Genomic DNA, 24,370 nt, shown 5'->3' with positions numbered 1-24,370 from the left:
GCTCCGCGACGCCCTGCTTCAGCAGGGCGCCTCGTTGCACCCGGCGCTGCGCCTACCGTCGGCTGCCTGGTGCAGTCCGGATTTGTTCGGAGCCTTTCTTCAGGAGAGGTCGGCGACCTCACCGGCTTATCGATTGACCATCTCGTCGCGGTGGCGGCCAAGGTGTGTCTCCTGCGTACACAATCGATCTGCTCATCAGGAGAGCTCGATGATCTCACTGGCTTGTCGATTGACCGCCTTCCCGCGGTGGCGGCGGCTGCTCGGCGCGCAGCTGAGCGTCGCTGCGCTCCTGATCTCGGGGTGTACCGGCGCCGTGGGTGATCCGCGGGAAGGCGAAGCGGATGGCGTCATTCCGGGCGGGCCGACAGGGCCCGAGGTCGCCGAGCGGAGCATGTTCCCGCGGCTGAGCCACGCGCAGTGGGAGAACACGGTGCGCGACCTCCTGCGCCTCGACGACAGGCCCGGGCTCTCGGCGTCGTTCACGAGCGACCCGCTCGGCGGCGTGTTCGACAACAACGAGGCTGCGCTGCTGGTGGCGCCGGGCCTCTGGGGCGATTACCAGCGCGCCGCCGAGGAGCTCGCGGCGATGGTGACCGCCGACCAGGGCAAGCTCGATCGGATCGCGCCCGCGGACCTGCCGGACGCGCCGGAGGCGCGGGCGCTGGCGTTCGTCGAGCGGTTCGGCGAGCGGGCGTTTCGGCGCCCGCTCACGGCCGAGGAGCGGGATGCGTACGTCGCGCTGTTCCAGCGCGGCGAGGAGCTCTTCGAGGGCGAGGAGCCGTTCGCCGCGGGCGTCCGCGCGGCGATCGAGGCGTTTCTGCAGTCCCCCTATTTCGTCTACCGCGTCGAGATCGGCGCCGGGCCGGCGGAGGGCGGGCTCATCCCGCTCGGCGGATACGAGATCGCGACCAAGCTCGCCTACACCCTGTGGAACACGATGCCGTCCGACGAGCTCCTCGAGGCGGCGAAGGCGGGCGAGCTCTCGACCCGCGAGGCCGTCCGCGCCTACGCCGGGGGGATGCTCGAGGACCAGCGCGCCCGCGAGGTCGTCGGCGCGTTCCACCGGCAGCTCTACGACTACGAGCAGTACCACGACCTCAACAAGGACCAGGCGCTCTACCCCGAGTTCGTCCCCGAGATGGGCGACGACATGCAGCGCGAGGCGGAGCTCTTCGTGGATCACGTCGTCTTCGACGAGGAGGGCGGGCTCACCGACCTGCTCACCGAGCGCACGGCGTTCGTGAACGATCACCTCGCCGCGGTCTACGGCGTCGAGGGCGACTTCTCGGACGAGTTCAAGCGGGTGGAGCTCGACGAGGCGGAGCGCTCGGGGCTGCTCACGCGCCTCGGCTTCCTGGCGGCCAAGGCGACGGCGCGGCAGCCGGACTCGATCCACCGCGGCGTGTTCGTGAACCTCAGGATCCTCTGCGCGGCGCTGCCGCCGCCGCCCGACAACGCGACCTCGCTGCCGCCGGGCGAGCTCGCGACCAACCGCGAGCGCGTCGAGGCGCACACGGGCAAGGGGACGTGCGGCGCGTCGTGCCACGGGGTGCTCATCAACCCCGCCGGGTTCGCCTTCGAGCATTACGACGCGATCGGCAAGTACCGCACGACCGACAATGGCGCGCCCGTCGACTCCGCGGACGTCTACACGCTCGGCGGCCAGCCGAGGAGCTACGCGGATGCGGTCGAGTTCAGCCAGCTCCTCGCCGAGAGCAGCGAGGCGCACGCGTGCTACGCGCAGCGCTGGATCGAGTTCTCCCACGGCCGCGGCGTGCGCGCGGAGGACCGGGCGCTCGTCGAGGAGCTCGGCGAGGCGTCGCGCGGCGGCGCCTCGACCAAGGAGCTCATCGTCCGGATCGTCTCCTCCACCCCTTTCCTCGCTCGCGTTCCCGCGGAGGCGCCATGATCACCCGACGACGTGTGCTTCGAGGCCTGTTCGGCGTCACGGTGGCGCTCCCGTTCCTGGAGACCTTCGCGCCGCGCCGCGCGGCGGCCGGCACGGGCGACGTGCCGCCCTTCGCCATCTTCATGCGCCAGGCGAACGGCGTGGCGCAGCAGGTCGGCGACGAGCCGGAGATGTTCTGGCCCAGCGCGACAGGCCCGCTGACCGCCGAGTCGATGGCCGCGGACGCCGATCGGGCGGTGAGCGAGCTCAAGGACTACGCGAGCCGGCTGATCATGGTGCGCGGCGTCCGCTTCGCGTTCCAGGGCAACGGGTGCGGCCACTCCGGCGGCGGCAACCAGTGCCTGACGGCCGCGCAGGTGTCGGAGGATCCGGCGGGCAACGAGTCGCTGGCGATGGGCGAGTCGATCGACAACCGCATCGCGACCGAGCTCAACCCGGCTGGCGTCGAGCCGCTGACGCTCTACGCGGGCAGGATGGCCGGCTACATCAACGAGGTGCTCTCGTACCGCGGGCCGAAGCAGCTGCGCGCCGCCGAGCGCGACCCGTACAAGGCGTACCAGAAGCTCTTCGGGCTCGCCGAGGTGGACGCCGAGGCCGCGAAGGCGCTGGCCGCGCGCCGCGCCAGCGTGAACGACCTGGTCCGGGAGCAGATGCAGGCGCTCATGGGCCGGAAGGACCTCAGCAAGAGCGACCGCGAGCGGCTACAGCTCCACTTCGACAGCATCCGCGACCTCGAGGTCGGGCTCGCCTGCGCGCTCCCGCCGGAGCGGGTCGCGGAGATGGAGGCGATCTCCCCGAACGTCGGCAGCTACGACAACGTGGAGACCGTCACCCGCATGCAGATGGACATCATCGCGCTGGCGATGGCGTGCGGCGCGACGCGCGCGGCGACCCTGCAGGTCGGCGACGGCAACGACTCGACCGAGTACACGATCCACGGCGTGCGGCAGAAGAGCTTCCACAAGATCTCGCACCGCATCGACGGCGACGGCGAGGTCGGCCCGCCGATCGAGGGCGCGCAGGAGCTGCACCACCAGATCGACCGGATCCACGCGCGGATGTTCAAGCACCTGCTCGACAGGCTCTCGTCGTACGATCTCGGCTCGGGGACGCTCCTCGACCGCGGCGTGGCCGTGTGGCTCAACGACCTCGCGGACAAGTACCACGCCTACTCCAGGGTCCCGTACATCCTCGCCGGCGGCGCCGCGGGCTACCTGAAGACCGGCCAGTTCATCGACGAGCGGATCACCGTCAATAAGCTGCTCAACACGATCGGCGCAGCCGTCGGCTGCACGAACGGCCAGGGCGGCCCGCTCGACGACTTCGGCGACGAGAGCCTAGAAGGCGGGCTAGTCGATACGATCATTGCCTGAGGTGAGGAGCTCGCCCGCTTCGGATACGGGCCCACCTCGGCGTTTTCGGTGCTCGGCGTACCTGAGTACGCCTCCGCGCCGAAAACGCCGATCTGGGCCCGTCTCCTGTGCGGGCGAGCTCCGCCGGCGCTCGGGTAACTCGGGAGGAGGGGGAGAGGGGCGGCTCAGCCGAGGAGCTCTACCGCGACCTCGACGGTGGCCTTCTCGCCGTTGGGGCCGCGGAGCACGTCGACCTTCACCTTGTCGCCCGGCTTCTTGCCGTCGAGCACCTGGTACAGCCCGTCGTAGTCCGCGACGGGCGTGCCGTCGATCCCGACGATCACGTCGCCAAGGACGAGCCCGCGGTCGCCCTCGGAGAGGCCGTGCAGGCCCGCCTTGTCGGCGGGGCCGCCCGGGACGACGCTCATGATGATGAGGCCGCGGATGCCGTTGCGCCGCTCGAGGCGGCGGGACTGATCGAGCTGGATGCCGAGGCCGACCTGCTCGGCCTTCCCGGTCTTGATGATCTGCGGGACGATCCGCGCGATCGTCGTCGACGGCACGGCGAAGCCGATGCCGGCGGAGCTGCCGCTCTTCGAGAAGATCATCGTGTTCATCCCGATGAGGTGCCCGTTCGAGTCGAGCAGCGGGCCGCCGGAGTTGCCGGGGTTGATGGCGGCGTCCGTCTGGATCATGTCGCGGATGGTCACCTCGCCGACGCCCTGGACCTGGCGCCCGAGCGCGCTGATGATGCCGGTCGTCAGCGTGTGATCGAGGCCGAACGGGTTGCCGATCGCGATCGCCTTCTGCCCGACCTCCAGCGGCTCGCGCAGGGGCGCGACCTGGATCGGCTTCAGCATGTCCTTCGGGGCGTCGATCTTGATGACCGCGATGTCCTTGCGCGGCTCGACGCCGACGAGCTTCGCCGGGAACGTCTTCTCCCCCTGGAGCCGGACGACGAGCGACTGCGCGCCGGCCACGACGTGGTAGTTCGTGACGATGTGCCCGTCGGCGTCCCAGACGAAGCCCGAGCCAGAACCCGCGGGCACCTCGACGGCGGTACCCCAGAAGCGGTCCACCACGAGCCGCTGCTGGGTCACGAAGACCGTCGAGGGCGCGACGTCGCGGAACACGGCGATCGAGTTGCGCTCGTCCTCGATGAGCGCGCCCTTCGACGGCGGGACGGGCGGCGGCGTCGTGTCGATCGTCGCGGACGCCGTCGGCGCGTCGGGGACCTTCGTCGCGTTGGGCGACGGTCCGCTGGGGCCGGGCTTGCCCTTGCATCCAGGGGAGGCGGCGAGCGCGGCGACGACGAGGACGGCAGGGAGTCGAGCGTGTCTGCGGTGGCGCATGCGGCGCAATCTAGCTTGCTAACGGCGAGGCGTCTCCCCTGCGGCGCGCGGCGGGACGGCGCGGCAGTCTGCCGCGCGCAACGGATGCGCGGAACGGTCGCGCCCTGGCATCGGCGCGCGTCGGCGTCGGGTCGGATCCTGGGATGCAAAAGGGCGAAGTTGCGGTAGAGGTGGCCTTGACGGATGAAGCCCATGACGCCCTCAGCAACGAAATTCCAGACGACCCCCCCTGTCGCGAAGGAGCCCGTCAAGGTGCTCCTGCTCGAGAACATCCACCAGAGCGCGCACGAGCTGTTCCGGTCGCGATCGTTCGAGATCGAGACGCGGAGCTCCGCGCTGAAGGAAGACGAGCTCATCGCCGCGCTCGCGGGCGTGGACATGCTCGGCATCCGGAGCAAGACGCACGTCACCGCGCGCGTGCTGGAGAAGGCGGACAAACTGACCGCCATCGGGTGCTTCTGCATCGGCACGAACCAGGTCGACCTCGACGCGGCGAACCGGCGCGGAGTGCCTGTGTTCAACGCGCCGTTCAGCAACACGCGCAGCGTCGCCGAGATGATCATCGGCGAGTCCATCATGCTGGCCCGGCAGCTCGGGGACAGGTCGCGCGAGGTGCACGCGGGCACCTGGAAGAAGGTCTCGAAGGCCTGCTACGAGATCCGCGGCAAGACCATCGGCCTCATCGGCTACGGCCACATCGGCCAGCAGCTCGGCGTGCTCGCCGAGGCGATGGGCATGCGCGTCGTCTACTACGACATCGCCCAGAAGCTCCCGATGGGCAACAACCGCGCGCTGCCGACGCTGCAGGCGCTGCTCGCGGAGTCGGACTTCGTCTCGCTCCACGTGCCGGCCACGCCGGAGACGCGGGACATGATCGGCGCCGCCGAGCTCGCGCACATGCGCAAGGGCGCGTACCTGCTCAACGCGAGCCGCGGCTCGGTCGTGGTGATCCCGGCGCTGGCCGAGGCGCTGAAGAGCGGCCACCTCGCGGGCGCGGCGATCGACGTCTACCCGGAGGAGCCGGAGTCGAACTCCGACGGCTTCCTGACCGAGCTGCAGAAGCTCCCGAACGTGATCCTGACGCCGCACATCGGCGGCTCGACCGAGGAGGCGCAGGAGGCCATCGGGCGCGAGGTGTCGCGCGCGCTGACGCAGCTCGGGATCACCGGGGCGACGACGGGCGCTGTGAACTTCCCGAACGTCGAGCTCCCGCCGCTCAAGGGCACGCACCGCATCCTCAACGTCCACCGCAACGTGCCTGGCGTGCTCCGCGACGTGAACCGCATCGTGTCGGACGTGAACGCCAACATCGACAGCCAGGTCCTGTCGACCGACGCCAACATCGGTTACCTGATCATGGACCTGTCGCAGGACGTGTCCGCCGAGGTGAGCCGGCGCATCGGGGCGCTGGAGACCAGCATCCGCACCCGCGTGCTCTACTGAAGCCGCGTCGAGCCGGGGCGCCGCCGCGCCCCGGCGCTATTCATTCCAGACCGGGACGCTGACGCGCTCTCCGGCGCTGCGCCGCGAGGCCGGGTCGTCGCCCGCGAAGACGACGGTGAACACGACGAACGCGGCCCACAGCACCGCGAGGTGGTAGATCATCGCGATGCCGCCTGCGGCCTGGTAAATAGCGCTCGACGCCGGAGGGCCGAGGAGCATCCCGGCGGCGTAGAAGACGTTGTAGATCGAGTTCGCGCGGCTGTAGTCGCGCGGCGCGGTGACGACGCCCTGGAGCGCCAGGCTGAGCGGCGATATCGACGCGAGCGTCGCCCCCGCGACGAACACGGCCACGCACATCGCGTCGTAACGATCGAGGTACACGAAGCCGAGGATCATCAGCGTGCCGATCGTGCCGAGCACGCGCATGAGCAGGAGGTGGCCGCGGCGGTCGCCGATCCGGCCAAAGACGTTGGTGAAGAGGAGCATGCCCACCGCGAAGTAGGCGGGGATCTGGATCGTCTGATCGCGCGTGACCCCCTTGGACGCCATCAGGTAGAGCGGGAGGAACAGCACGACCGACGCCTGGAAATAGCCGTAGGCGAAGGTCGCGAAGCACGCGGTCTTGATGCGCCAGAGGATCGAGGCGGAGGACGACGAGGGATCCTCCGCGCTCGCCGCGCCGGCCTTCCCGTGGGCCTCGGACATGCCCGGCAGGTCGCGGTCGAGGCGCGCGAGCACGAGGACGGCCGAGATCAGCGAGATCACGCACGAGAGGAGGAACGCCGCGGGCATCGAGGAGAGCGCGACGATGTGCGGCGCGCAGAGCGGGCCGAGGACGTAGCCCAGCGCCATCGAGACGGCGTAGAGGCTCGTGACGAACGCCTTGTTGTCCTTGTCCGACCGGGCGAGCAGGATCGTCTCGCAGCTCACCCAGATGCCGACCGAGCAGGCCCCGTCGAGGAAACGCACCGCGGCGATGGCGGCGAAGCTCGGCAGGAAGGGGAAGGCGCCGACCGCGGCCGCGTACCCGGCCAGCGCGAGCATCAGCGTGGTCTTCGCCGAGAACCGGCGGATGAGCGTGTCCATCGGCAGCGAGAGCAGGACGATGCCGAGCGCGAAGCACGACGCGAGCAGGCCGATGTCGGTCTTGGTGAACCCGCGCGCATCGAGGAAGACCGCCGTGAGCGAGATGGCGATGCCGTACGCGAGACCGAGGAGGAAAATCGCGCCGAAGACGAGCCAGATGTTGCGATCGGGGATGCGGCGGAGCATGAGCGCCCGCCAGGTTCGATCGGTCGCTCCGCCGTGTCAAACGGGTACGTGCGGCAGAAAACGCGCCTCGCCGGCGGTCGCGCCGCTCGCGGGACAGCGCGGCGCGACCGCGCTGCAGCGAGCGCGTCAGCGCAGGAACTCGAGGAGGAGCTGATTGACCTTCTCGGGCCTGTCGTAGTGCACGAAGTGGCTCGCGTCGGGGACGCGCGCGACTCGGGCGTTCGGGACCAGCGCCGGATCCGGCTCGGCGAGCTCGGAGCCGAGGTAGCGATCGTGCTCGCCCCAGATCACCAGCGTCGGGGCGTCGATACGGGGCGGCCTGCCAAGCCCGCGGAGGCTGGCCGGACGGAAGAGGGCGCGGTAGTAGTTGATCATCGCCGTGAGCGCGCCGGGCTGCGACCACGCCTCGACGTAATGGGCGAGATCCTCGTCGCTCACCGCGCCCGGACGCCGCGGGTCGTCCTTCACCGCCGCGCGTAGCCACGCGAAGCCGTCCCTCCGCGCCGCGAGCTCCGGGAGCTTCGGGAGCTGGAAGAAGAACATGTACCAGCTCTTGCGGAGCTGCTGCGCCGTGCGGAACCCGGCGAGCAGCCGCGCGGGGTGAGGGCAGTTGAGGACCACCAGCCGATCGAGGAGCGCCGGATACCGCGCCGCGAACTCCCAGGCGACGCCGCCGCCCCAGTCGTGGCCGACCACCGCGGCGGCGCGCTCCGCGCCCGAAGCCTGGACGAGCGCGGCCACGTCCGCGGTGAGCTCGCCAACCCCGTAGGCCGAGGCGCCCTCGGGCTTGTCCGAGAGGTTGTAGCCGCGCATGTCGGGCGCGATCACGCGGTAACCCGCCTCCACCAGCGCGGGTATCTGATGGCGCCACGAGTACCAGATCTCGGGAAAGCCATGGAGGAGCACCACGAGCGGCCCGTCGCCCGCCTCGACGTAGTGGAGGCGCACGCCGCCGTGCTCAGTGAACCGGTGCGAGAGCTTGGATTCGTCGAGGGTCATCGTCTCTCCTTGCGCTGATTCCATCGAACGGCCGCCGGCGCTCTGCCGTGCGGCCACGGGTTGAATCGCTGTTGCACCATGGGGGGCCGCGGGCGTTTCGAGCCGGAGGGCGCTCAGACGTCGATGATCTTGCCCGGGTTCATAAGGTTCAGCGGATCGAGCGCCCGCTTGATCGACCTCATGATCGCCAGCTCCTCGGCCGAGCGAGAGTAGGGCAGGTAATCCTTCTTGAGCAGGCCGATGCCGTGCTCGGCGGAGATGCTGCCGTGGTACTTCTTCACGAGCGAGAAGATGGCGTGATCCGCCTCGTGGGTGCGCTTCAGGAACTCCTCGCGCGTGAGGTCGTCGGGCTTCATCACGTTGATGTGGAGGTTGCCGTCGCCGATGTGGCCGAAGAGCGCGATCTCCCACCCTGGATAGCGGGCCTCGAAGAGGCTCTCGAGCTCGGAGCAGAAGCCCTCGAGCTCCTGGATCGGGAGGGACACGTCGTTCTTGTGCGGCAGCCCGGTCGCCGACAGGCTCTCGCTGATCCCCTCGCGGAGCGCCCAGAGCTCTGCGGCCTGCGCGCCGTGCTGCGCGAGCGTGCCGTCGGTGACCAGCCCGCGCTCGAACAGCGAGGTGATCCACGCCTCGAGCGCCTCGGGCTCGCCGCGCTCGACCTCGATGAGCACGTAGTAGTCCGACGGCGCGGAGAGCGGCACGCGCACGTTCCGGTGGCGGCGCAGGCGCGCCTGGCACTTCTCGGTGAAGAACTCGTAGGCCATCACCACGAACGGCCCCGTCCGGGCCTCGCGGAACAGCGCGAGCACGCCGGCGAGGTCGGGCACCGCGAACAGGAACACGTTGAGCGCCTCGGGCACCCGCGTGAGCTTGAGCGTCGCCTCGGTGATGATGCCGAGCGTGCCCTCGCTGCCGATGAACAGCTGGCGCAGGTCGATCCCCGTGTTGTTCTTCTCGAGCGCGCCGTTCAGCTCGAGCACGGCGCCGCTCGCGGTGACGACGGTGAGGCCGAGGACCCACTGGCGCGTGAGGCCATAGCGGATGACCTTCACGCCGCCGGCGTTCGTGGCGATGTTGCCGCCGACCTGGCTCGACCCCTTCGAGGCGAAGTCGACAGGCCAGGTGAGGCCGTGCGGCGCGACGTGCTGGTGCACCGCCTCGGTGACCGCGCCGGCCTCGACGCGCACGGTCGCGCCGAGGACGTCGACCGGGCCCATCTTGCGCATCCGCTCGAGCGACACGACGAGCTCGCCCCTGGCCGCCACGGCGCCGGCGGCGAGCCCGGTGCGGCCGCCGGAGGGCACGACCGGGACGCGGTGCTCGGAGCAGAGGCGGAGCAGCCTCGAGACCTCGTCGGTGGAGCGCGGGAGCGCGAGGGCCGAGGGCCTGGGCTCGTGGACCTTGGTCCAGTCGCGGCCGAACGTCGCGAGATCGGCGGCGTCCGTCGAGAGGAAATCCGCGGGGAACTCGCGCTGGAGGGCCGCGAGGAAGGGGCCGGGGAGGCCGGGAAGCGGGGTCATGGCTGGGTCGGTAGTGCGGCATCGCCGGGAGGGCAAGGGCAGGCGGTCTTCGCCCTCACCCCGGCGCCGGCGCGCCGAGCGGGCCGCTTCGCCGGCGGGAGTCCTCGCGGCGCAGCGCCGTGCGAGCGTTGCGGCGCCACGACCGACAGGGCATCTTGGACGCGCGCATGGACAGGGCGGACCGCGCGGCAATCGTGGCGAGCATGGCGGTGCTCGCGCTGGCCGCGTGCGAGCGCGCTGCCAGCGAGGCGCCGCGTGGATCCAGCACCGCGGGCGCCGCCGAGGGCGGCGGGGGCGGCGCCGCCGCGGACCCGATCGAGGCGAGCAGCGGCGGGTCGGGCGCGAGCGAGCAAGGGAACGCGGGCGGCCAGGGTGGCGGGAGCGGTGGGGGCGGCGCGGGCGGGGCACTGAGCTGGGAGCCGGTCGAGACGGACTGGTGCTCGGCAGGGTGGATCGGCCTGGACGACCACACCTGCTTCCATGTGCCGGAGACCGCGCTCCGCGGCGCGCCGATCCTTTATGTGCTGCACGGGGCCATGGCGCCCGACTCGCTGCCCGTGGACCTCCAGGCGACCGCCGCGGAGGCCGCCGAGGCGCTCGGCGCCGTCGCCGTGTTCCCGCGCGGGAGACAAGGACTCTGCACCTGGGATCCGTCCGTGGAGACCTACTCCTGCTGGCCAACGCGCCGCGAGACCGTCGACGCCGCGGCGCCCGCCCTGCTCGAAGAGTGGATGCGCGCAGAGGCGCTGATGGAGCGGATCCTCGGCCAGACGTTCGGCGGGCGTTATGTCATGGGCTTCTCCAACGGCGGCTATTTCGCGAGCTACGTGGCGCTCGAAGGCCTCGTCGCCGTCGACGGCGCGGCGCTCGTCGGCGCGGGGCGCATGGTCATCGAGGAGGACCTGTTCTCCGAGGAGAGGCCGCCGATCTTCATCGCCGTCGGCGAGCTCGAGCTCGCCTCCACCATCGCGAGCGCCGAGAACCTCGCCGACGTGCTGACCCAGCACGGCTGGGAGCACGAGCTCGTGGTGCACCCGGAGCGCGGCCACGAGATCCACGCCGACGACTTCTCTCGAGCCTGGGAGACCTGGCTCGCCGCGCCCTGAGCGGCCCCGCGCCGCCGCCGCGCTCGCCCGGCGCCGGCGGAGGATGGGCCGATTCGATAGCACCCCTGACGCTCGCAACGCGGGATGCCCGGAGCGTCTTTTTTGAGCACTCTCGCGTACACGAGCGCAGAGGAGATGGGCTGAGCGCGCCGAGCGGCGCGGCGCTGATCGCCTGAGGACGGCCAATGGATCTGCGGCGCTATCGCTCCTTGTCTCATGTTGTCGGCGCGGAGGTTCGACATCGTCGGAGACGCCTCGTCGAGGCGCGCCGCGCCGAATAATCCGCAGCGCGCGAAAGGCGTGTTATTGCCGGAGCCGCCGCGTCGCGCGCGGCGCTCCCGGCGGGCGCCGAGCGCGCCTGGAAGCGCCTTCTCTGCGCAGTGATCCGGCGCGGGGGGACGCGCTGGATCACCGCGGGGTCGTGCGCTGTTTAGGAATGTCGGTTTGTCGTTGCCTCGCGCCCGCCGCGCGCGCCCTTGGGCGGCAGGCTCTGCACACCAGCTCTCGGGCATGAGCGCTGCTCTCTCCGCAACCCGACTGGCGCGACGGTCTTGCAGACGTCGCGGGCAGGGCAAGGAGGAGAAATGATCGAGCTGTTGAATACCAGGTTGATGTGCGTCGCGATGGCGATGGCGGCGCTGACCACCGGGTGCGCGGTGGGCGTGGGCGACGAGGGCGTCGACGAGAGTGGCGCGGACGAGGCCGTGACGGTGGAGGAGACCTCCCAGGCGCTGTGCGGCGGCTCGCGGAGCTGCGGGGCCCCCGGCGGCTTCACCGACCCGAACTGGGGCTGGAACAACCCGGGCTGGGCCAACGGGACCTGGGGCGGCGTCCCGGGCTGCGGCAACAACTGGGGCAACCCGGGCTGGAACAACTGGGGCAACCCGGGCTGGAACAACTGGGGCAACTTCGGGAACTTCAAGCCTTGCGGCTGGAGCCCCTGGGGCAACAGCTGGAGGCCGGGGTGCGGCTCCGGCATCGGCGGCTTCGCCCCCGGCTGGGGCGGCGGCTGCAACAGGTTCTAGCCCACGGGCCCGGAGTCCATCCGCGGCGACGAAGGCGAGCGCGGGCCCCGGCTCGGCGCGTGACGGGCCCTCGGAAGGCGAGGAAGCCCCTGCGCGCCCGATGCCTGAGCAGCGGGTCGTCTGACGGGTCGCCCGGGGGAAGTCACCGGGACCCTGGCCTCCGGGAGCTCGCGGCAAACGCGCAGCTCCTGGAGGCCAGGCGCCCCGGGGAGCCATGCGGCTGACGGCCACGTTCCGGGGCCCCCACCTGTCGCGTTTTAGGACATCGCCGCCTGGCACGCCCACCTGGGTCTGGCGGCCCGGCCGCTGCCCAGTCCGTTGCACACCTCGGCGCAGATCGCGCGCCAACGCGCGGTGCCTGCGCGTGTGCCAGGCCCGGCAGCCCTCGTCGCATGGCGGATCGCTTCTTGCTCCCTCGGAGCGCGCCGGTTCGCCGGCGTCCTCGAGGAATGTTCGCCATGATGTCTTTTGCGACACCTGTCTCGCGTTACATGACCTGCGAAGTCATCGCGGCGTCCGACACGACGCCGCTGCCCGAGGTGCACCGCACGCTGGGCGAGCGCGCGATTTCCTGCGTTCCGATCCTGGACGCGGCGTCGCGCGCGATCGGCGTGCTGTCCCGCACCGACCTGCTCCGGCTCGGCAGGTTCGAGACGAAGACGAACAGCCGAGGAATGCTGCTCACCTTGCCCGACGTCCCGGCGCGGGCGGTGCTGCGCCCGGGCATCATCACCGTCGGGCGCGCGACGCTGGTCGTCCAGGCGGCGAGCGTGCTGCTGAAGCACCGTATCCATCGCGTGTTCGTGCGCGAGGACGAAGCCTTGACCGGCGTGTTCAGCACCAAGGATCTCCTGCTCTCCCTGGTCGAGGCGCGGGACCCGACGCCGATCGCCGGGCTCATGTCGGCGCCCGCGTACACGATCCCGCTCGACGCGCCGCTCGCGCTCGCCGCAGACCGGCTGACGACGGCGCAGGTGAGCGGGCTCGTTGTCGTGGATCCCGGCGGGTGGCCGGTGGGGATGTTCACCCAGACCGAGGCGCTGCTCGCGCACGGCGTGCTCTCCGATTCGCCGGTCGAGGACGTGATGAGCCCGGCCATGGTCTGCCTCGACGTCCGGACGCCGCTCCACCGCGCCGCGGCCGCCGCGCACGCGGCGCAGGCGCGGCGCGTGCTCGTGGTGCAGGGGCGGCGGCTCCGCGGCGTGCTGACGGGGCTGGACTTCGCGCGCGCCGTCGCAGGGACGGGCTTGATCTCCGTGGCCGCGAGATCCAGGGCGGGATGACGCCCGCCGCGGGAGCGCGGCGTCACCGTGCGGCGCGGGTCGCCGTGCGCTCGACGACCCTGTCGGCGTCGCCGGTCAGGCGCGCGGCGAGCGCGCGGGCGGCGGCGGGCGAGGCGGACGCGACCCCCTGGACAGCGCCGAGCCGCGCGCGGCGCGGGAGGCGCGGATCCGCGGCGAGGGCCTGGAGCTCGGCGATCACGCGCGCCGAGGCGGAGGAGCGCGCGGCGGCGCGGCCCGCCGCGGTGAGGGCGCGCGCCCTCATGTACGCCGGCGCGCCGGGATCGCGGCCGACAGCGAGCAGCCGATCGGGGTCGGCGCCGCCGGCCGCGCGGAGCAGCTCGTCGAAATCCGCGCCTCTGGCCGCGCTCTGGCCGCAGAAGTGCCCCGCGAGCAGCGCCGCGGCGTGCGGCGGGAGCGCGGCGGTGGAGGCGAGGCGGTCAGGCGCAAACGAGCGAGCACGCTCGCCCGGAGCCGGCGGCGCGATGGGCGCTCCGCTCGCCGGCGTGTCCGCGTCGGCCGGGAGCGGGACGGCCGCCCCGCCGCCCTGCTCGACGATCCCGCGGTAGAGCGCGCTCGCCCGCACGATCGTCGTCTGTTGCGGCGTCAACGCACCCGAGAAGTCGCCCCCTGTCGGGAACATGAGATTCCCGAAATCCGGGCAGCGCTCCATCAGCGCATTCACGTCGCTGCACCGCGAGGTGTCGTCCAGCGGGTCGCCGAAGTCGGCGTCGAACTCGGTGGTGTGGAACAGCCCGGCGAGGTGGCCGAGCTCATGGCGCAGGATCACGGTGTCAACAGATGGCTCCTCGTAGAGCGTGACCACGATGCCGCTCAGGTGGGTGCCGTGCTCGACCGCGACCGCGGGCACGGCGGGCGTCACGCCGGACGCCTGCGCAAGCCTCCCCCCGAACGCCGTCACCGCGATCACGTTGAGGGCCGGCCTGCCGGGGGCGCCGGCCGTCTGCTCGAGCACGCCGGGGAGGACCTCTTCGTCGACGAACTCCCACTCCGAGCCGATGTGGTGGACGTTGATGCTGCCCACGCCGAGGCCCACGTACCCCTCGTATGCAGAGGCCAGCACGCGCCGCATGTACTGCTCGGAGACCGCGTCGCCGGCGATGAAGGCGTTGATGTCGATCTTCCCGCCGTGAAAGCGCCCGTCGAGCGTCTGGCGGTGCCACACCGTGAGGCGCGCCGGCTCTGCCAGGGGGCCGGCTCCGCCGTTGCCGAGCTTGACCCAGTAGACGCCCGGCGCGAGCGGCGAGGATGCGTCCGCGCCAGTCTGGGGGACGGCCGCCGTGCCGATGCCATGATTGAAGAACGCGGCCATCGTGCCTGGGATTGTGTAGTCGGCCGCCAGCAGCCTGCCGTCGGGGCCGCGGATGCTCTCGATCCCGATCGGATCGAAGCTCGGCGATGACGCCATGATCTCGGCGACGGCCGTGAAGCCCAGGGTGCCCGGCTGGACGAAGACCGGGATGGACCCGTCGACGCCGACGTTGTTGTGCTCTTCCTTGACGAGGGGCGGAATCGGTGGCGCCCCCCCCTCGCCGATGCTCCCGCCTTGACCGGCCCCGGAGGAGCCTTGCGGCGCGGCGCTCGTGGTGTCTCCCGAGCTCCAGGAGCCGCCGGTGCCATCGGAGCCGTCGGGCGGCGGCTCGAACCCGTCGACCACCACCCTGCCGCCGCAGGCGCCCGCGACGAGGGCAGCGAGCGCGCCCGCGGCGAGGAGACCGCCACCGCGCATCGGCGTTGCCCGGCGCTCGCCGCCCGGCTTCCCGTCCACGCGAGACGGATCGATGGCGCTCGATGCCGGTGCAAGAGACGTTGACATAAGCATGCTCCTGCGTCGGTAAGGGCCCTCCCTCACCGCGCGCGCAGTATGCGCGGGCCCTCGCGCGGTGTCACGCGCTGCGCACGCTCGTGACCTCGGCGGGGTGCGCGATGGCGCATGCCGCGCTCATTCCACTTGCTTGACGCGCATTCTCACGCGACCTGGCGATGCTTCCGTTGCGCCCTCGAAGCGCTCGATGACGATCACGAAGCGCGATACGCCGTCCGCGCTCTGGACGAGCCACGCGGCGTCCCTGGCCGGCGCGGGGGGCGTCGCGCCGGGCTCGAGCCACCGCCCCGTGAAGGCGGTCGCGATGTGGTCGCCGCGGTACGGGACGGCGGGATCGGTGAGGGCCGCGTGGTCGGCCGCGTCGAACCGCGCCTGCTCCGACGCGGCGGTGCGCGCCTGGACGTCGGCGAGCTCCTCGGAGGCCGACGCCTCTGCCTGGAGGTCGGCGGCGCGCGTGGTCCCGGGGCCGCCGAGCTCGCCGTTGACGCTGACGAGCGATCTTCGGAAGCAGACGTTCCAATCGGTCGACGCGCGCGCCTCTTCCGGCGTGAGCATCAGCTGCCGGTTGCCCGCGAGGTCGAGGCAAGCGCTCGGCTCGGTCTCGACCGCGTCGATGCCGCCCGCTGTCGCGTCGAGATCCTGAACCTCGACGGTCGGGCCGGAGCCGTCGGGGAGCACCTCGGCGTAGCGGAGCTGATAGAGCGCCGTGACCGGCGTCCCGTTCACCTCCCCGTAAAAGGAGGAGATCTGGAGCTTCCAGTACCGGCCCTCGTGCTCGATCGCGTGGACGTGGTAGCGGCTGAAGGCGACGTGCTCCTCGCCGTCGTAGGCGTACCAGCGCGAGAAGGCGCCGCCGGAGTCGTCCGTGAGCAGGAAGGGGGTGCTCGGCAGGTCGCCCGCTCTGTAGTCGTCGAGGCCGATGGGCAGGGCCCCGCCGTCGCCGGGGCCGCTGAGGCCGCTGTTGGTGAAGACGTCGTAGCCCGAGAGCGCGAGATCCCAGTCGGTGGACGCCGCGCCGTCGCCTTCCGGGACCACGATCTCCGGGGTGGCGAGGTGGAGGAAGACGCGGCCGGCGGCCGGCACGTCGACCTCGAGGAGCGCACCGTCGTTCGGGGGCTCGGGGTCTCCGGTCGAGCTTCCGGCTCCCGTGCCGCTGCTCGTGGTCCCGGGGGTTCCGTCCGCCGTGCCGTCGCTGCACGCCGGGGTGAGCAGGAGAAGCGCCGCCGTCATCGATGCTCTCGTCATGAGTCCTCCCACGGTAGCTCGGCGCGGACGCCGACGTAAAAGGTGCGCCCCTCGAGGGGCCGGTGGTCGCCGCGGCGATCAGGGTCCTTTTGCGCGCCGAGCAGGTTCCTGACGCCGATATATGCCTGCGACGAGGGCCAGAGCGGCCGCGCGAGCCGCGCGTCGAGCGTGGTGAACCCGGGGGCGCGCACGTCTCTCGCCTCGCTCGGGTCTCTCTCGACGAACGCGCTGCTGATGGTCCGCAGGCGGGCGACGAGCTCGAACTGGAACGGCAGATCGGCGCGGAGCGCCGCCTGCGCCGTGTGCGGCGGTTTGCCGGAGAGCGGCTGTCTGGGATCGGCCGTGTCGTCGCGCGTCCAGAGGTAGGCGTAGCCGGCCTCGATGCGGAGCCACGGTGTGGCCTGGAGCGTGGCCGAGAGATCGAGGCCCGCGGTGCGCGCCTCGGCGATGTTCATGTAGGTGTACGTGTCGACGCCGGCGGAGGAGCTGAGGGGCTTCGGGTTGACGTCGATCAGGTTGTCGACCCAGTTCGCGAAGGCGCCGGCGCGCGCCGTGAGGCCCTCTCGGGGGATCCACGTGACATCGCCGTTCACGCCCCAGGACGTCTCGGGGGCGAGCGCCGGGTTGCCCTCGAGGATGTAGCCGAGGCTCGAGTGGTCGAATGAGAAGCCGAGCTCCTTCGCGCTGGGGGCGCGGAATCCCCGCCCGCCGGAGACGCGCAGGGTGAGGGGCGGGGCGGGCCGGTAGGCGAGGGCGAGGCGTGGGGCGATGACGCCGCCGTAGCGGAGGCGGAGCTCGCCGCGGACGCCGGGCATGAGGGTGAGCTCGTCGGTGAGCTTCCACGCGAGCTGGCCGTAGAGCGCGGCGCTGCCGAGCCGGGTGTCGGGCACCTCCTCGATCGGCGGGGTCTCCTCGGTGCCCGAGGGGGTTACCTTGGTGATCTTGAGCACCTGGTCGAGCGTCTCCACCTCGGCGCGCGCCCCGGCGACCCAGGTGCGCGGCCCGTCGGCGATGGTGGCGATCGCCTCGTAGCTGTGGAGGGCGCCCGAGCGCTCGCGCAGCTCCTCGTCGGGCGAGCCGCGCAGGTCGCGGCCGCTCGTCCGGAGGGCCCATTGCCGGCCCGCGGCGAAGCGCAGGTTCGAGCCGCCGCCGAGGTCGATCGTCTCGGCGAGGTGCAGGGTGACGCGGTCGGTCACCTCGGGGAGGTCGTAGAGGTAGGCCCCCAGGACGGGCCACACCTTCTGCTCGACGCCGTTCTGCTCGTCGTGGATCCATCGCGCGCGGAGCCGCACGTCGATGCCCTTGCCGAGCGTGGCGCCGGCGCGCAGGCCGAGGAGGCGCTGCGAGCGCTCGGGCAGGACGGTGGGGGCGTCGGCGCCCGCGCCGGGATCGGCGAGGTTGTCGCTGGGCTCGACGAGGGAGAGGCTGTCCTCCCGCTGGAACGAGGCGTCGGCGCTGACCCAGGCGCGCTCGCCGCGGTAGGCGCCCGAGCCATGGAGGACGAGCCCGGCGCGGCTCCGGCCTTCGAGGCGGGCGCGGCCGCTGAAGCCCGGGTGCTCGGGGGGCGCGGAGAGCACGTTGACGACGCCGCCGATGGCGCTCGTGCCGTAGAGCGAGCTTGTCGGCCCGGTGACGAGCTCGATGCGCGAGACGTCGCCGAGCGGGAGGGACGAGAGGTCGATGGCGCCGCCGGCGTCGCCGATGACGCGCTCGCCGTCCTCGAGGACGAGGACGCGGTCGAGGTCGAAGCCCTGGATCTGGATGGCGCTCGGGTTGCCGAGCGCGCCGTACGCGCTCGGGTTGACCTGGACGCCGAGCTCGCCGTCGAGCGCCTCACCGACGTTGGTGGCGCCGCGGCGCTCGGCCTCGTCGCGGGTGACGACGCGCGTGCGCACCGTGGCGCGCTGGCTGCTCTCGGGGGTGCGGGTGCCGGTGACGACGACCTCGAGGGGGGGCGGCGCGGCGGGCGAGGGGGGAAGCGGTGGAGAGGAAGGAGGAGCAGCGGGAGAGGGAGGCGGAGGAGCGGGAAGAGGCGAAGAGGAAGGGGGCGTGGCCGAGGGCTGCTCGGAAGGGAGCTGCGCGAGCGCAGGGCGCGAGGACGCGGCTGGGACGAGCGCCGGGAGCGGGCAGAAGGCGAGCAGCGCGGCGCGCGTCAGGCGCCGACGCCGGGGCACGGTCCTCCCTGGGACATCGGAACGGCAGGCTCGAGGCGCGGGGACGGCAGCATGGGGAGAGCTCGGCCTGTGCGGCGTTCGGTCGATGGGGTGAGGTGGGGTGGGGGATGGTCGCCCGATTCAGAGCGGTCGTCCAGCGGTTCGGGGGCGTGCGGGCGCCGTGGGCGGGGGTGGACGGCGTGCTGCGAAGCGGGAGCAAGGGAGGAGCTCGCGTCGGGACGGAGGCTCGTGGCGGGCGAGCGGCGAGCGGCGATGCCGGGCGACCGACGAGCGGCGATGCCGAGCGACCGACGCCTCGGCGGGTGGCCTGCGGTGCGCCACGAGAGGCCGCGCGGTTGGCGCGCGCCGCGGCTGCGGGAGTCGCGGGGCGGGAGCGGGCCCGACGACGGAAACCCCAACGGGCGACGCGAGTTGGGCTTGCATTGCTCGACGACGGACGGTAGGGTCCCGCGCCGAATCGCCGGTCCCCATCGTCTAGCCCGGCCCAGGACTCAGCCCTTTCAAGGCTGCTACGCGGGTTCGAATCCCGCTGGGGACGCAGAGTTAAGACATCCCGCATCGGTCGCGAGCATCCGCCCGACCACCGCGGCGCCCTCGATCCAGAAGCACCTCCCCTCGGCGGTCTCGACGGGCGTGACGTTCAAGGGAGTCTCGAAGAGGGGGGCGAGGACCTGCCGGGCATCCTCGGGGTTGCGGTGCTTCTGGTCGGTGCTGGCGAGGGCTTGCACCAGGCGGTTCCTCTCCGTCCGGAGCCGCACCGCTTCCTTTTCGAGCTGAGGGACGTCGGACGTCGTCAGCTTGGCTCGCTCCGCGAGCCGATGGCGTGGCTGTTTGAGCACCGCCAGGATCAACTCTTCCGACAGGGCTTTGGTGAGCAGGTGCTCGTGCGTGCGCTCGGAGATCTTCACGCGTTCGAGCTCCGCTTCTCAGTCGTTGACCACGGGGATGGTGAACGACACGCCATCACCGCCGTAGCCTGATCCATGTCCGTTCTTGCAGGGCAGCTGAACCGCGAAGACACGGCTTACTAGATCAGCAGCCCTCTTTATCGCCATCGTGAGCTCGATGTCCTCAGGACTGGGCATCGGATCCGCAGCCCGGCGGTTGTGCCAAGCGCGCGTCTCTCCCTGTAGCCTCGCCCCCTCGAAGTCGTCGTACAGCTGCACCAGCACCTCCGCGTCCAGCGCGGCATAGGCGACCTGGCCTTCGGTCAGCGGCCGTCGCGTCCAGTCCCATGTCTGCTAGCCGAGCGTGTCGATCAAGTATGTCGCGGTAGAGTCGGCCACCGCCGCGCTCGACGATCACCTACAGAAAGTGGAAACGACCGCGAACGGTGGTCTTGAGATAACTGATACCTCAGACGATGGGCCTCGCGCAGCCACCTCGACACGGCGGGCTGCGGGACACCGACTTGCTTGGCGTCGCGGCGAGGGCGCCCAGCGCGGCCATCCGCTGGACCATCTTTCTCGAAACGCCTCCTCGTACGGCGGCCTCAAGCGAGCTCTCCGGGCTCGCCCTGATCGCGATCTCCTGAACTCCACAGGCCGGACTGCCGGACCGAGGAGACGGCATCCTCTCTGACATACAGGGCGACCCGCGCCGCCGGTCGGATCCATGTCCTTGCTCTCGGTCGTCAAGCCCTGGGTCATCCGCGCCAGGGTGGCCCCATGATCCTGGCGAGCGGCCGGCCCCATGACCCTGGCGAACTTATGTCAGGCCACCTCGCGACTGGCCCCATAAGGGTGGAAAAAAGGCCGCAGGCTGGTCCCATGTGCGTGGCGATCAACACTCTAGACGGCTTGCAATCTCCACGCCGATCGCTGATCTCACCCCGGCAAGCGCGATCTTCAACGCGTTGCTAACTGGGCGACACAAGAAGTGATTCAGCGCTGACGCGGACTGACGCGCACCGCTGGCGGTCGAGGTCCGGAGACGGGACTCCGTCCGCTCACGCCGCTCTTGGGAGATACAAATGAGCTTTAGACAGCTGAGCATGACGGATGTACGAGGTGTAATCCATCGCTGGCAGGAAGGGCAGAGCGCCCGGCAGATCGCACGCGCCGGCGTGGTCGATCGAAAAACGGCGCTCCGGTACATCGAGACAGCGCGCCGATGCGGGATCGAACCGCGGAGCGATATAAGCGACGAGCTCGTCGCCGAGGTCGCGCGGAAGGTGCAGGCGCGCCCGCACCCCCCGCCGTCATCGGCGTGGCAGACGCTCGAATCCCGCCGCGCTCAAATCGAAGGGTGGCTCATGGGCCCAAAGCCGTTACAGCTGGTCCGCGTGCAGAAGCGATTGGCGCTCGAGGGCGTGCAGGTGACATACAGCACGCTGCGGCGGTTCGCGCACAGGGAGCTCGGCTGGCGCGAGCGGCCTTCAGGGGTGTCCGCGAGGGAGGCGCCCCCGGCCAGCGAGGCGCTCGCCCAGAGCGCGGTCAGCGGCCGTGACGAACAGGAACATCCTGACGAGCTCTGACCGGGGATCCGCGGAAGAGCCGGAGGAGGAACTCGCGCTGTCCGCCTCCGGCGAGGGGCCCGGGGGAGCCGCCCCCCGGGGCACCTCTCCGTCGATTCTCAGACGGTGGCGCAGGCTGGATGATGCGCGTGGTGGTGGGCAATCCTCCGAGCTCCAGGAGAGCGAAGAACCAATCGACATGCGCTTCTTCTTTCCTGGCCTGTCTCGCTGGCCCCATGACGCTGAGAGAGGGGCGGCCCCATCACTCTGAATATTGGTGTGCTGAGCGCGCACGGATTTGTGTTGACACGGCGGACATGCGCACGGGCGAGCTGGATACCTCGTGGCTCGAGCGCTATCGTAGCTCCGGGCGAGGCCGCTTGACTCGACAAGCCGTTTGCCTTCCTATCCCCGATAGGCTCCCGATACCCCATGAGCAAGCAAGCCATCCGCCGCGAAGGCGCTTCTGCCGTGAACCGCGCACCGACGACCGCGAGGCCGATCCCAGAAGCGGCGCCGGCGGCCCGGTTCGCGGCTTACCCTGTGCTGCAGCTCCAGGCGAGGATCGGCAACCGCGCGACGCGGCACGTGATCCAGCGGCTGTCCGCCGGGCGAGCGCCTGCGGAGGCCGAGCGCGACGTGCCCGCGTCGACGTCGGGCCGGCCGCTGCCGGAGGCGGTGCAGCAGAAGATGGAGGGTGCTTTCGGCGCCGGCTTCTCGGACGTGCGCGTACACCCGGGCTCGCCGCGCGCGACGGCGCTGGGGGCGGCGGCATACACCCAGGGGAGCGACATCCACGTGGCGCCGGGGCACTGGGCGCCGGAGACGACGCGGGGACAGGAACTGCTCGGGCACGAGCTCGCGCACGTGGTGCAGCAGCGGGCGGGGCGCGTGCGGGCGACGGCACAGATGAAGGGGGTGGCGCTCAATGATGACCCGGCACTGGAGGCCGAGGCCGACGCGCTGGGGGCCAGGGCGGCGCGGGGGGAGGCCGGCGGGCCGTGGGTGTCTGCGGGGGTGGGGAGGACAGGGGGACACTCTTGGGATCGCTCTGCGCAGCCCAACCAGCCCCCGGGAGCTACCCCCCCAGCCGACGTGGCCGTCCAGCGGTTCCCGGTCAAAGCCACCTGGGGAAAGCCAAGCCCCTACTACGGGGGCACCAGGATGGAAGCCGAGGTCGGCGCGGAAAGCGAATGGAAATATGGGTCCAAGCCCGACGCGAACACCCCGACCATCATCAAGAAGGTCGGTAAGATCGTGGGCGGGAAGCCTCGGTACATCGCGGGGCATCTGCTCAACGACAACATGGGCGGGCGGGGCGAGAACCAGAACCTGACCGTGCTGAGCTCGGACGCCAACAAGAGGCACCGTGGCGTGGAAGGGAAAGTCAAGGCCCTCGCGCAAATTGCGGATCAGATCAGGCCAGGAAGCCGGCTGGGCGACTCCCGCTACCAGCACGGGGCAGAGTACACGGTCACGGTCCTGCCTCCCAGCCCGAGCGGGAGCGTTCCGTACGACCCGAGCGAGAAGAAGCTGGCTTCCGGGCTGGAGATCACCCTCAAGCCCATCCGCAAGGACATCACTGGCAAGAACCACCCCTGGCCGGAGCAGCAGGGTGGCCCCAACGAGCTGACGAAGCACCGCGTAGACAATGTGCCGCCCTATCCGAGCGTGCCAAATGTGACGAAGGTGAGCCCTCTGGAGAAAGAGGTGATCGACGCGATCAAGGCCCTCGGGCCGACGCACCCTTTCAAGGACATCCTGAACCACATCAACGCAAATCGAGGCGCCAGCACTCCTCAGCTCAAGCCCGGAGCGCTCAAGGTTGCGTTGAAACGGGCCATAAAGAACCGGCGTATCACTCGCAGCCGAGGCGGCTTCAAGCTCGCGGTGTGACAGCATGCAACCAGGGGCAAATTCGATGGACCGTGGAGGATTCCTGCATCAACGTGAACCACTTCAATAGCGTCGATACTGGAGACGAGGTGCGTTAGATGGCACAGAGACAGACGGCATCAGCCCGAGCAGCCACCGTTCGAAAGGCGGCGGTAGCGGCCGCCCCGGCGGCCCCGCCCCCGGTTCACCCGGTCTTGCAGCTCCAGGCGAAGATCGGCAACCGCGCGACGCGGCACCTGATCCAGCGGCTGCCCGACGGACAAGCGGCGGCCGCCAAGGACCCATGGGCGGTGGATGAAGAGACCTGGAAGGGGCGCAGAAAAGGGCCGGACGGCGAGCACACCGAGTCCGAAGAGGACTTCATGGTGCGCCAGCTCAACGAGATTGACCCGGCGGTCATGTTCCAGACGATGTTCGCCGATCCCAAGGGGTCGGACAAGAGCATGAGCGCCAGCGCGAGGCAGAAGCTGGAGGCGTCCGCGGAGATGACGCTCGCGAAGCAGAAGTTCATGCGACGGCTCCACCTGACCATGGCGCTCGGCGGCGTGGATATGTCGACGCGGAACAACCCCGATCTGTCGAAGTCCGAGGACCTGGTGACCGAATATCCGTGGCCGCTGGCGAGCGTCCTCGGTCACGGGCAGCGGCAACTCTTCGAGATCCAGGAGAAGAGAGGCCTGGGCGAGGCCTTCTATGACTACCTGGGGCGCGGACCTTCGCAGGATGGCCGCAACGTGCTGGACAAGAGCGCCTGGCGCGGGTTCGCCTCCCACGCGACGAAGGTCGGCGAGAGGCGCGAGGACGGGACGAGGCGCGTCGAGGAGCTGAAGCTCCCATTTCACGCGCAGATGGGTCTGCGCCGGCACAGGGGCGTGAACGTCCCGTTGGGGGGCATCGGGAACCGCAACGTGAAGGGGGACATCATCGGCCCCGGCGGCCACCCGATCGACCCCGCGACCGGAGAGTACCTCCGGAAGCGCCAGCTCGTGGCCATCCCCAGGAAGAATCAGCACGGCCACATCTACATGAACAAGCACGTGAGGGGCGACACGATGGCCCTGATGGTCGGTCTGGAAGGGTCGGCCCCCCTGACCGCGAACATGTACGGCACGGCGCACACGGCCTCGAGCGGCGCCGAGGATCAAACCACGAAGCTCTCGGCCACGGGCGGGCAGAAAGCGTCGAAGCTGTTCGGCGCGAAGGCGCCCGCAGAGTATGGCGGGAAGCGGACCGTCGTCGACGAGGAGCTGCTGACCAGCCTCAAGATGCTTGAGAGGCTCCTCGATTCGCTCCCGCGTGAGCAGCAGGAGAGTTTCTTCAAGGAGATCCTCGTCCTCCCCCCCAAGGAAGCGAAGAAGAAAGCGATAGAGCTCGTCCGGCGGGAGAGGTACTAGCACTACAGCCGTACTCCTCGACCGCAATCGCAGGCGAAGATCCATGATAACGCAGGGGCTTTCGACGCTCAAGCGTGGACTCTGTCTATCATGAGCCTCATG

At 70.6% G+C, this 24,370-nt stretch carries 17 protein-coding genes, 1 tRNA gene and 1 pseudogene; 10 read left to right on the top strand and 9 right to left on the bottom strand.

The genetic code is table 11. From position 1 onward, the window contains the following. The first annotated feature begins 208 nt into the window (after positions 1-208). Positions 209-1,909, top strand: coding sequence for a DUF1592 domain-containing protein (locus WMF19_RS23660; RefSeq protein ID WP_437901154.1), 1,701 nt, complete (start codon positions 209-211; stop codon positions 1,907-1,909). Then, positions 1,906-3,282 (top strand): DUF1552 domain-containing protein, encoded by a 1,377-nt coding sequence (locus WMF19_RS23655; protein WP_437901153.1) that lies wholly within the window; start codon positions 1,906-1,908, stop codon positions 3,280-3,282. The genes WMF19_RS23660 and WMF19_RS23655 overlap by 4 nt, the downstream gene beginning before the upstream one ends. Positions 3,283-3,446: 164 nt before the next feature. On the opposite strand, the gene WMF19_RS23650 is transcribed toward WMF19_RS23655, so the two are convergent. Next, positions 3,447-4,613, bottom strand: a complete 1,167-nt coding sequence (locus WMF19_RS23650) for a S1C family serine protease (protein ID WP_437901152.1) — start codon at positions 4,611-4,613, stop codon at positions 3,447-3,449. Positions 4,614-4,796: 183 nt separating this feature from the next. On the opposite strand from WMF19_RS23650, the gene serA reads away from it, so the two are divergent. Then, positions 4,797-6,056 (top strand): phosphoglycerate dehydrogenase, encoded by a 1,260-nt coding sequence (serA, locus tag WMF19_RS23645; RefSeq protein WP_437901151.1) that lies wholly within the window; start codon positions 4,797-4,799, stop codon positions 6,054-6,056. A 36-nt stretch (positions 6,057-6,092) separates the two neighbouring features. Here the strand turns inward: serA and WMF19_RS23640 are convergent, their stop codons facing one another. From WMF19_RS23640 to WMF19_RS23630, 3 genes are all read right to left on the bottom strand, one after another. Then, positions 6,093-7,328, bottom strand: a complete 1,236-nt coding sequence (locus tag WMF19_RS23640) for an MFS transporter (protein ID WP_437901150.1) — start codon at positions 7,326-7,328, stop codon at positions 6,093-6,095. Positions 7,329-7,454: 126 nt separating this feature from the next. Continuing rightward, positions 7,455-8,327 carry an alpha/beta fold hydrolase gene (locus WMF19_RS23635; protein ID WP_437901149.1) on the bottom strand — a complete coding sequence of 291 codons (873 nt, stop codon included), beginning with the start codon at positions 8,325-8,327 and terminating at the stop codon, positions 7,455-7,457. A 113-nt stretch (positions 8,328-8,440) separates the two neighbouring features. Continuing rightward, on the bottom strand, positions 8,441-9,847 hold the full coding sequence (locus WMF19_RS23630) for an FAD-binding oxidoreductase (protein ID WP_437901148.1): 1,407 nt from the start codon (positions 9,845-9,847) through the stop codon (positions 8,441-8,443). A gap of 167 nt (positions 9,848-10,014) precedes the next feature. Between WMF19_RS23630 and WMF19_RS23625 the strand changes: the two genes are divergently transcribed. The 3 genes from WMF19_RS23625 to WMF19_RS23615 all read left to right on the top strand — a co-directional run bounded on the left by WMF19_RS23625 (position 10,015) and on the right by WMF19_RS23615 (position 13,261). Continuing rightward, positions 10,015-10,953 (top strand): alpha/beta hydrolase, encoded by a 939-nt coding sequence (locus WMF19_RS23625; RefSeq protein ID WP_437901147.1) that lies wholly within the window; start codon positions 10,015-10,017, stop codon positions 10,951-10,953. 584 nt (positions 10,954-11,537) lie between these two features. Further along, positions 11,538-11,978, top strand: a complete 441-nt coding sequence (locus WMF19_RS23620) for a hypothetical protein (RefSeq protein WP_437901146.1) — start codon at positions 11,538-11,540, stop codon at positions 11,976-11,978. Positions 11,979-12,436: 458 nt separating this feature from the next. Continuing rightward, a complete protein-coding gene (locus WMF19_RS23615) occupies positions 12,437-13,261 on the top strand; it encodes a CBS domain-containing protein (protein WP_437901145.1) in 825 nt (274 codons plus the stop codon). Positions 13,262-13,283: 22 nt separating this feature from the next. On the opposite strand, the gene WMF19_RS23610 is transcribed toward WMF19_RS23615, so the two are convergent. From WMF19_RS23610 to WMF19_RS23600, 3 genes are all read right to left on the bottom strand, one after another. After that, complete coding sequence (locus WMF19_RS23610; RefSeq protein WP_437901144.1) at positions 13,284-15,095, bottom strand: hypothetical protein; 1,812 nt, start codon at positions 15,093-15,095, stop codon at positions 13,284-13,286. A 126-nt stretch (positions 15,096-15,221) separates the two neighbouring features. Then, a complete protein-coding gene (locus WMF19_RS23605) occupies positions 15,222-16,334 on the bottom strand; it encodes an HmuY family protein (RefSeq protein WP_437901143.1) in 1,113 nt (370 codons plus the stop codon). A gap of 11 nt (positions 16,335-16,345) precedes the next feature. After that, entirely contained in the window at positions 16,346-18,523 is a 2,178-nt protein-coding gene (locus tag WMF19_RS23600) for a TonB-dependent receptor plug domain-containing protein (RefSeq protein ID WP_437901142.1), read from the bottom strand. 463 nt (positions 18,524-18,986) lie between these two features. On the opposite strand from WMF19_RS23600, the gene WMF19_RS23595 reads away from it, so the two are divergent. Then, a tRNA-Glu gene (locus WMF19_RS23595) sits at positions 18,987-19,061 on the top strand. Here the strand turns inward: WMF19_RS23595 and WMF19_RS23590 are convergent. Both WMF19_RS23590 and WMF19_RS23585 read right to left on the bottom strand, forming a co-directional pair. Beyond that, complete coding sequence (locus WMF19_RS23590; RefSeq protein WP_437901141.1) at positions 19,033-19,431, bottom strand: hypothetical protein; 399 nt, start codon at positions 19,429-19,431, stop codon at positions 19,033-19,035. The two genes, WMF19_RS23595 and WMF19_RS23590, sit on opposite strands and share 29 nt — an antisense overlap. Before the next feature lie 18 nt (positions 19,432-19,449). After that, positions 19,450-19,749 (bottom strand): annotated as a pseudogene (locus tag WMF19_RS23585) (hypothetical protein); the annotation flags it as partial. A gap of 1,058 nt (positions 19,750-20,807) precedes the next feature. Here WMF19_RS23585 and WMF19_RS23580 point away from each other — a divergent pair. The 3 genes from WMF19_RS23580 (at position 20,808) to WMF19_RS23570 (ending at position 24,268) form a co-directional block, all read left to right on the top strand. Next, positions 20,808-20,999: a hypothetical protein gene (locus tag WMF19_RS23580; protein WP_272092922.1), complete on the top strand. Its 192-nt coding sequence runs from the start codon at positions 20,808-20,810 to the stop codon at positions 20,997-20,999. A 522-nt stretch (positions 21,000-21,521) separates the two neighbouring features. After that, positions 21,522-22,874, top strand: a complete 1,353-nt coding sequence (locus WMF19_RS23575) for an eCIS core domain-containing protein (RefSeq protein WP_437901140.1) — start codon at positions 21,522-21,524, stop codon at positions 22,872-22,874. A 98-nt stretch (positions 22,875-22,972) separates the two neighbouring features. Continuing rightward, complete coding sequence (locus tag WMF19_RS23570) at positions 22,973-24,268, top strand: hypothetical protein (protein WP_437901139.1); 1,296 nt, start codon at positions 22,973-22,975, stop codon at positions 24,266-24,268. The last annotated feature ends 102 nt before the right edge of the window (positions 24,269-24,370 follow it).

The organism is Sorangium sp. So ce124, from assembly GCF_051525235.1.
GTDB lineage: Bacteria > Myxococcota_A > Polyangia > Polyangiales > Polyangiaceae > Sorangium > Sorangium atrum.
This window is presented reverse-complemented; position numbering and strand designations above follow the sequence as displayed.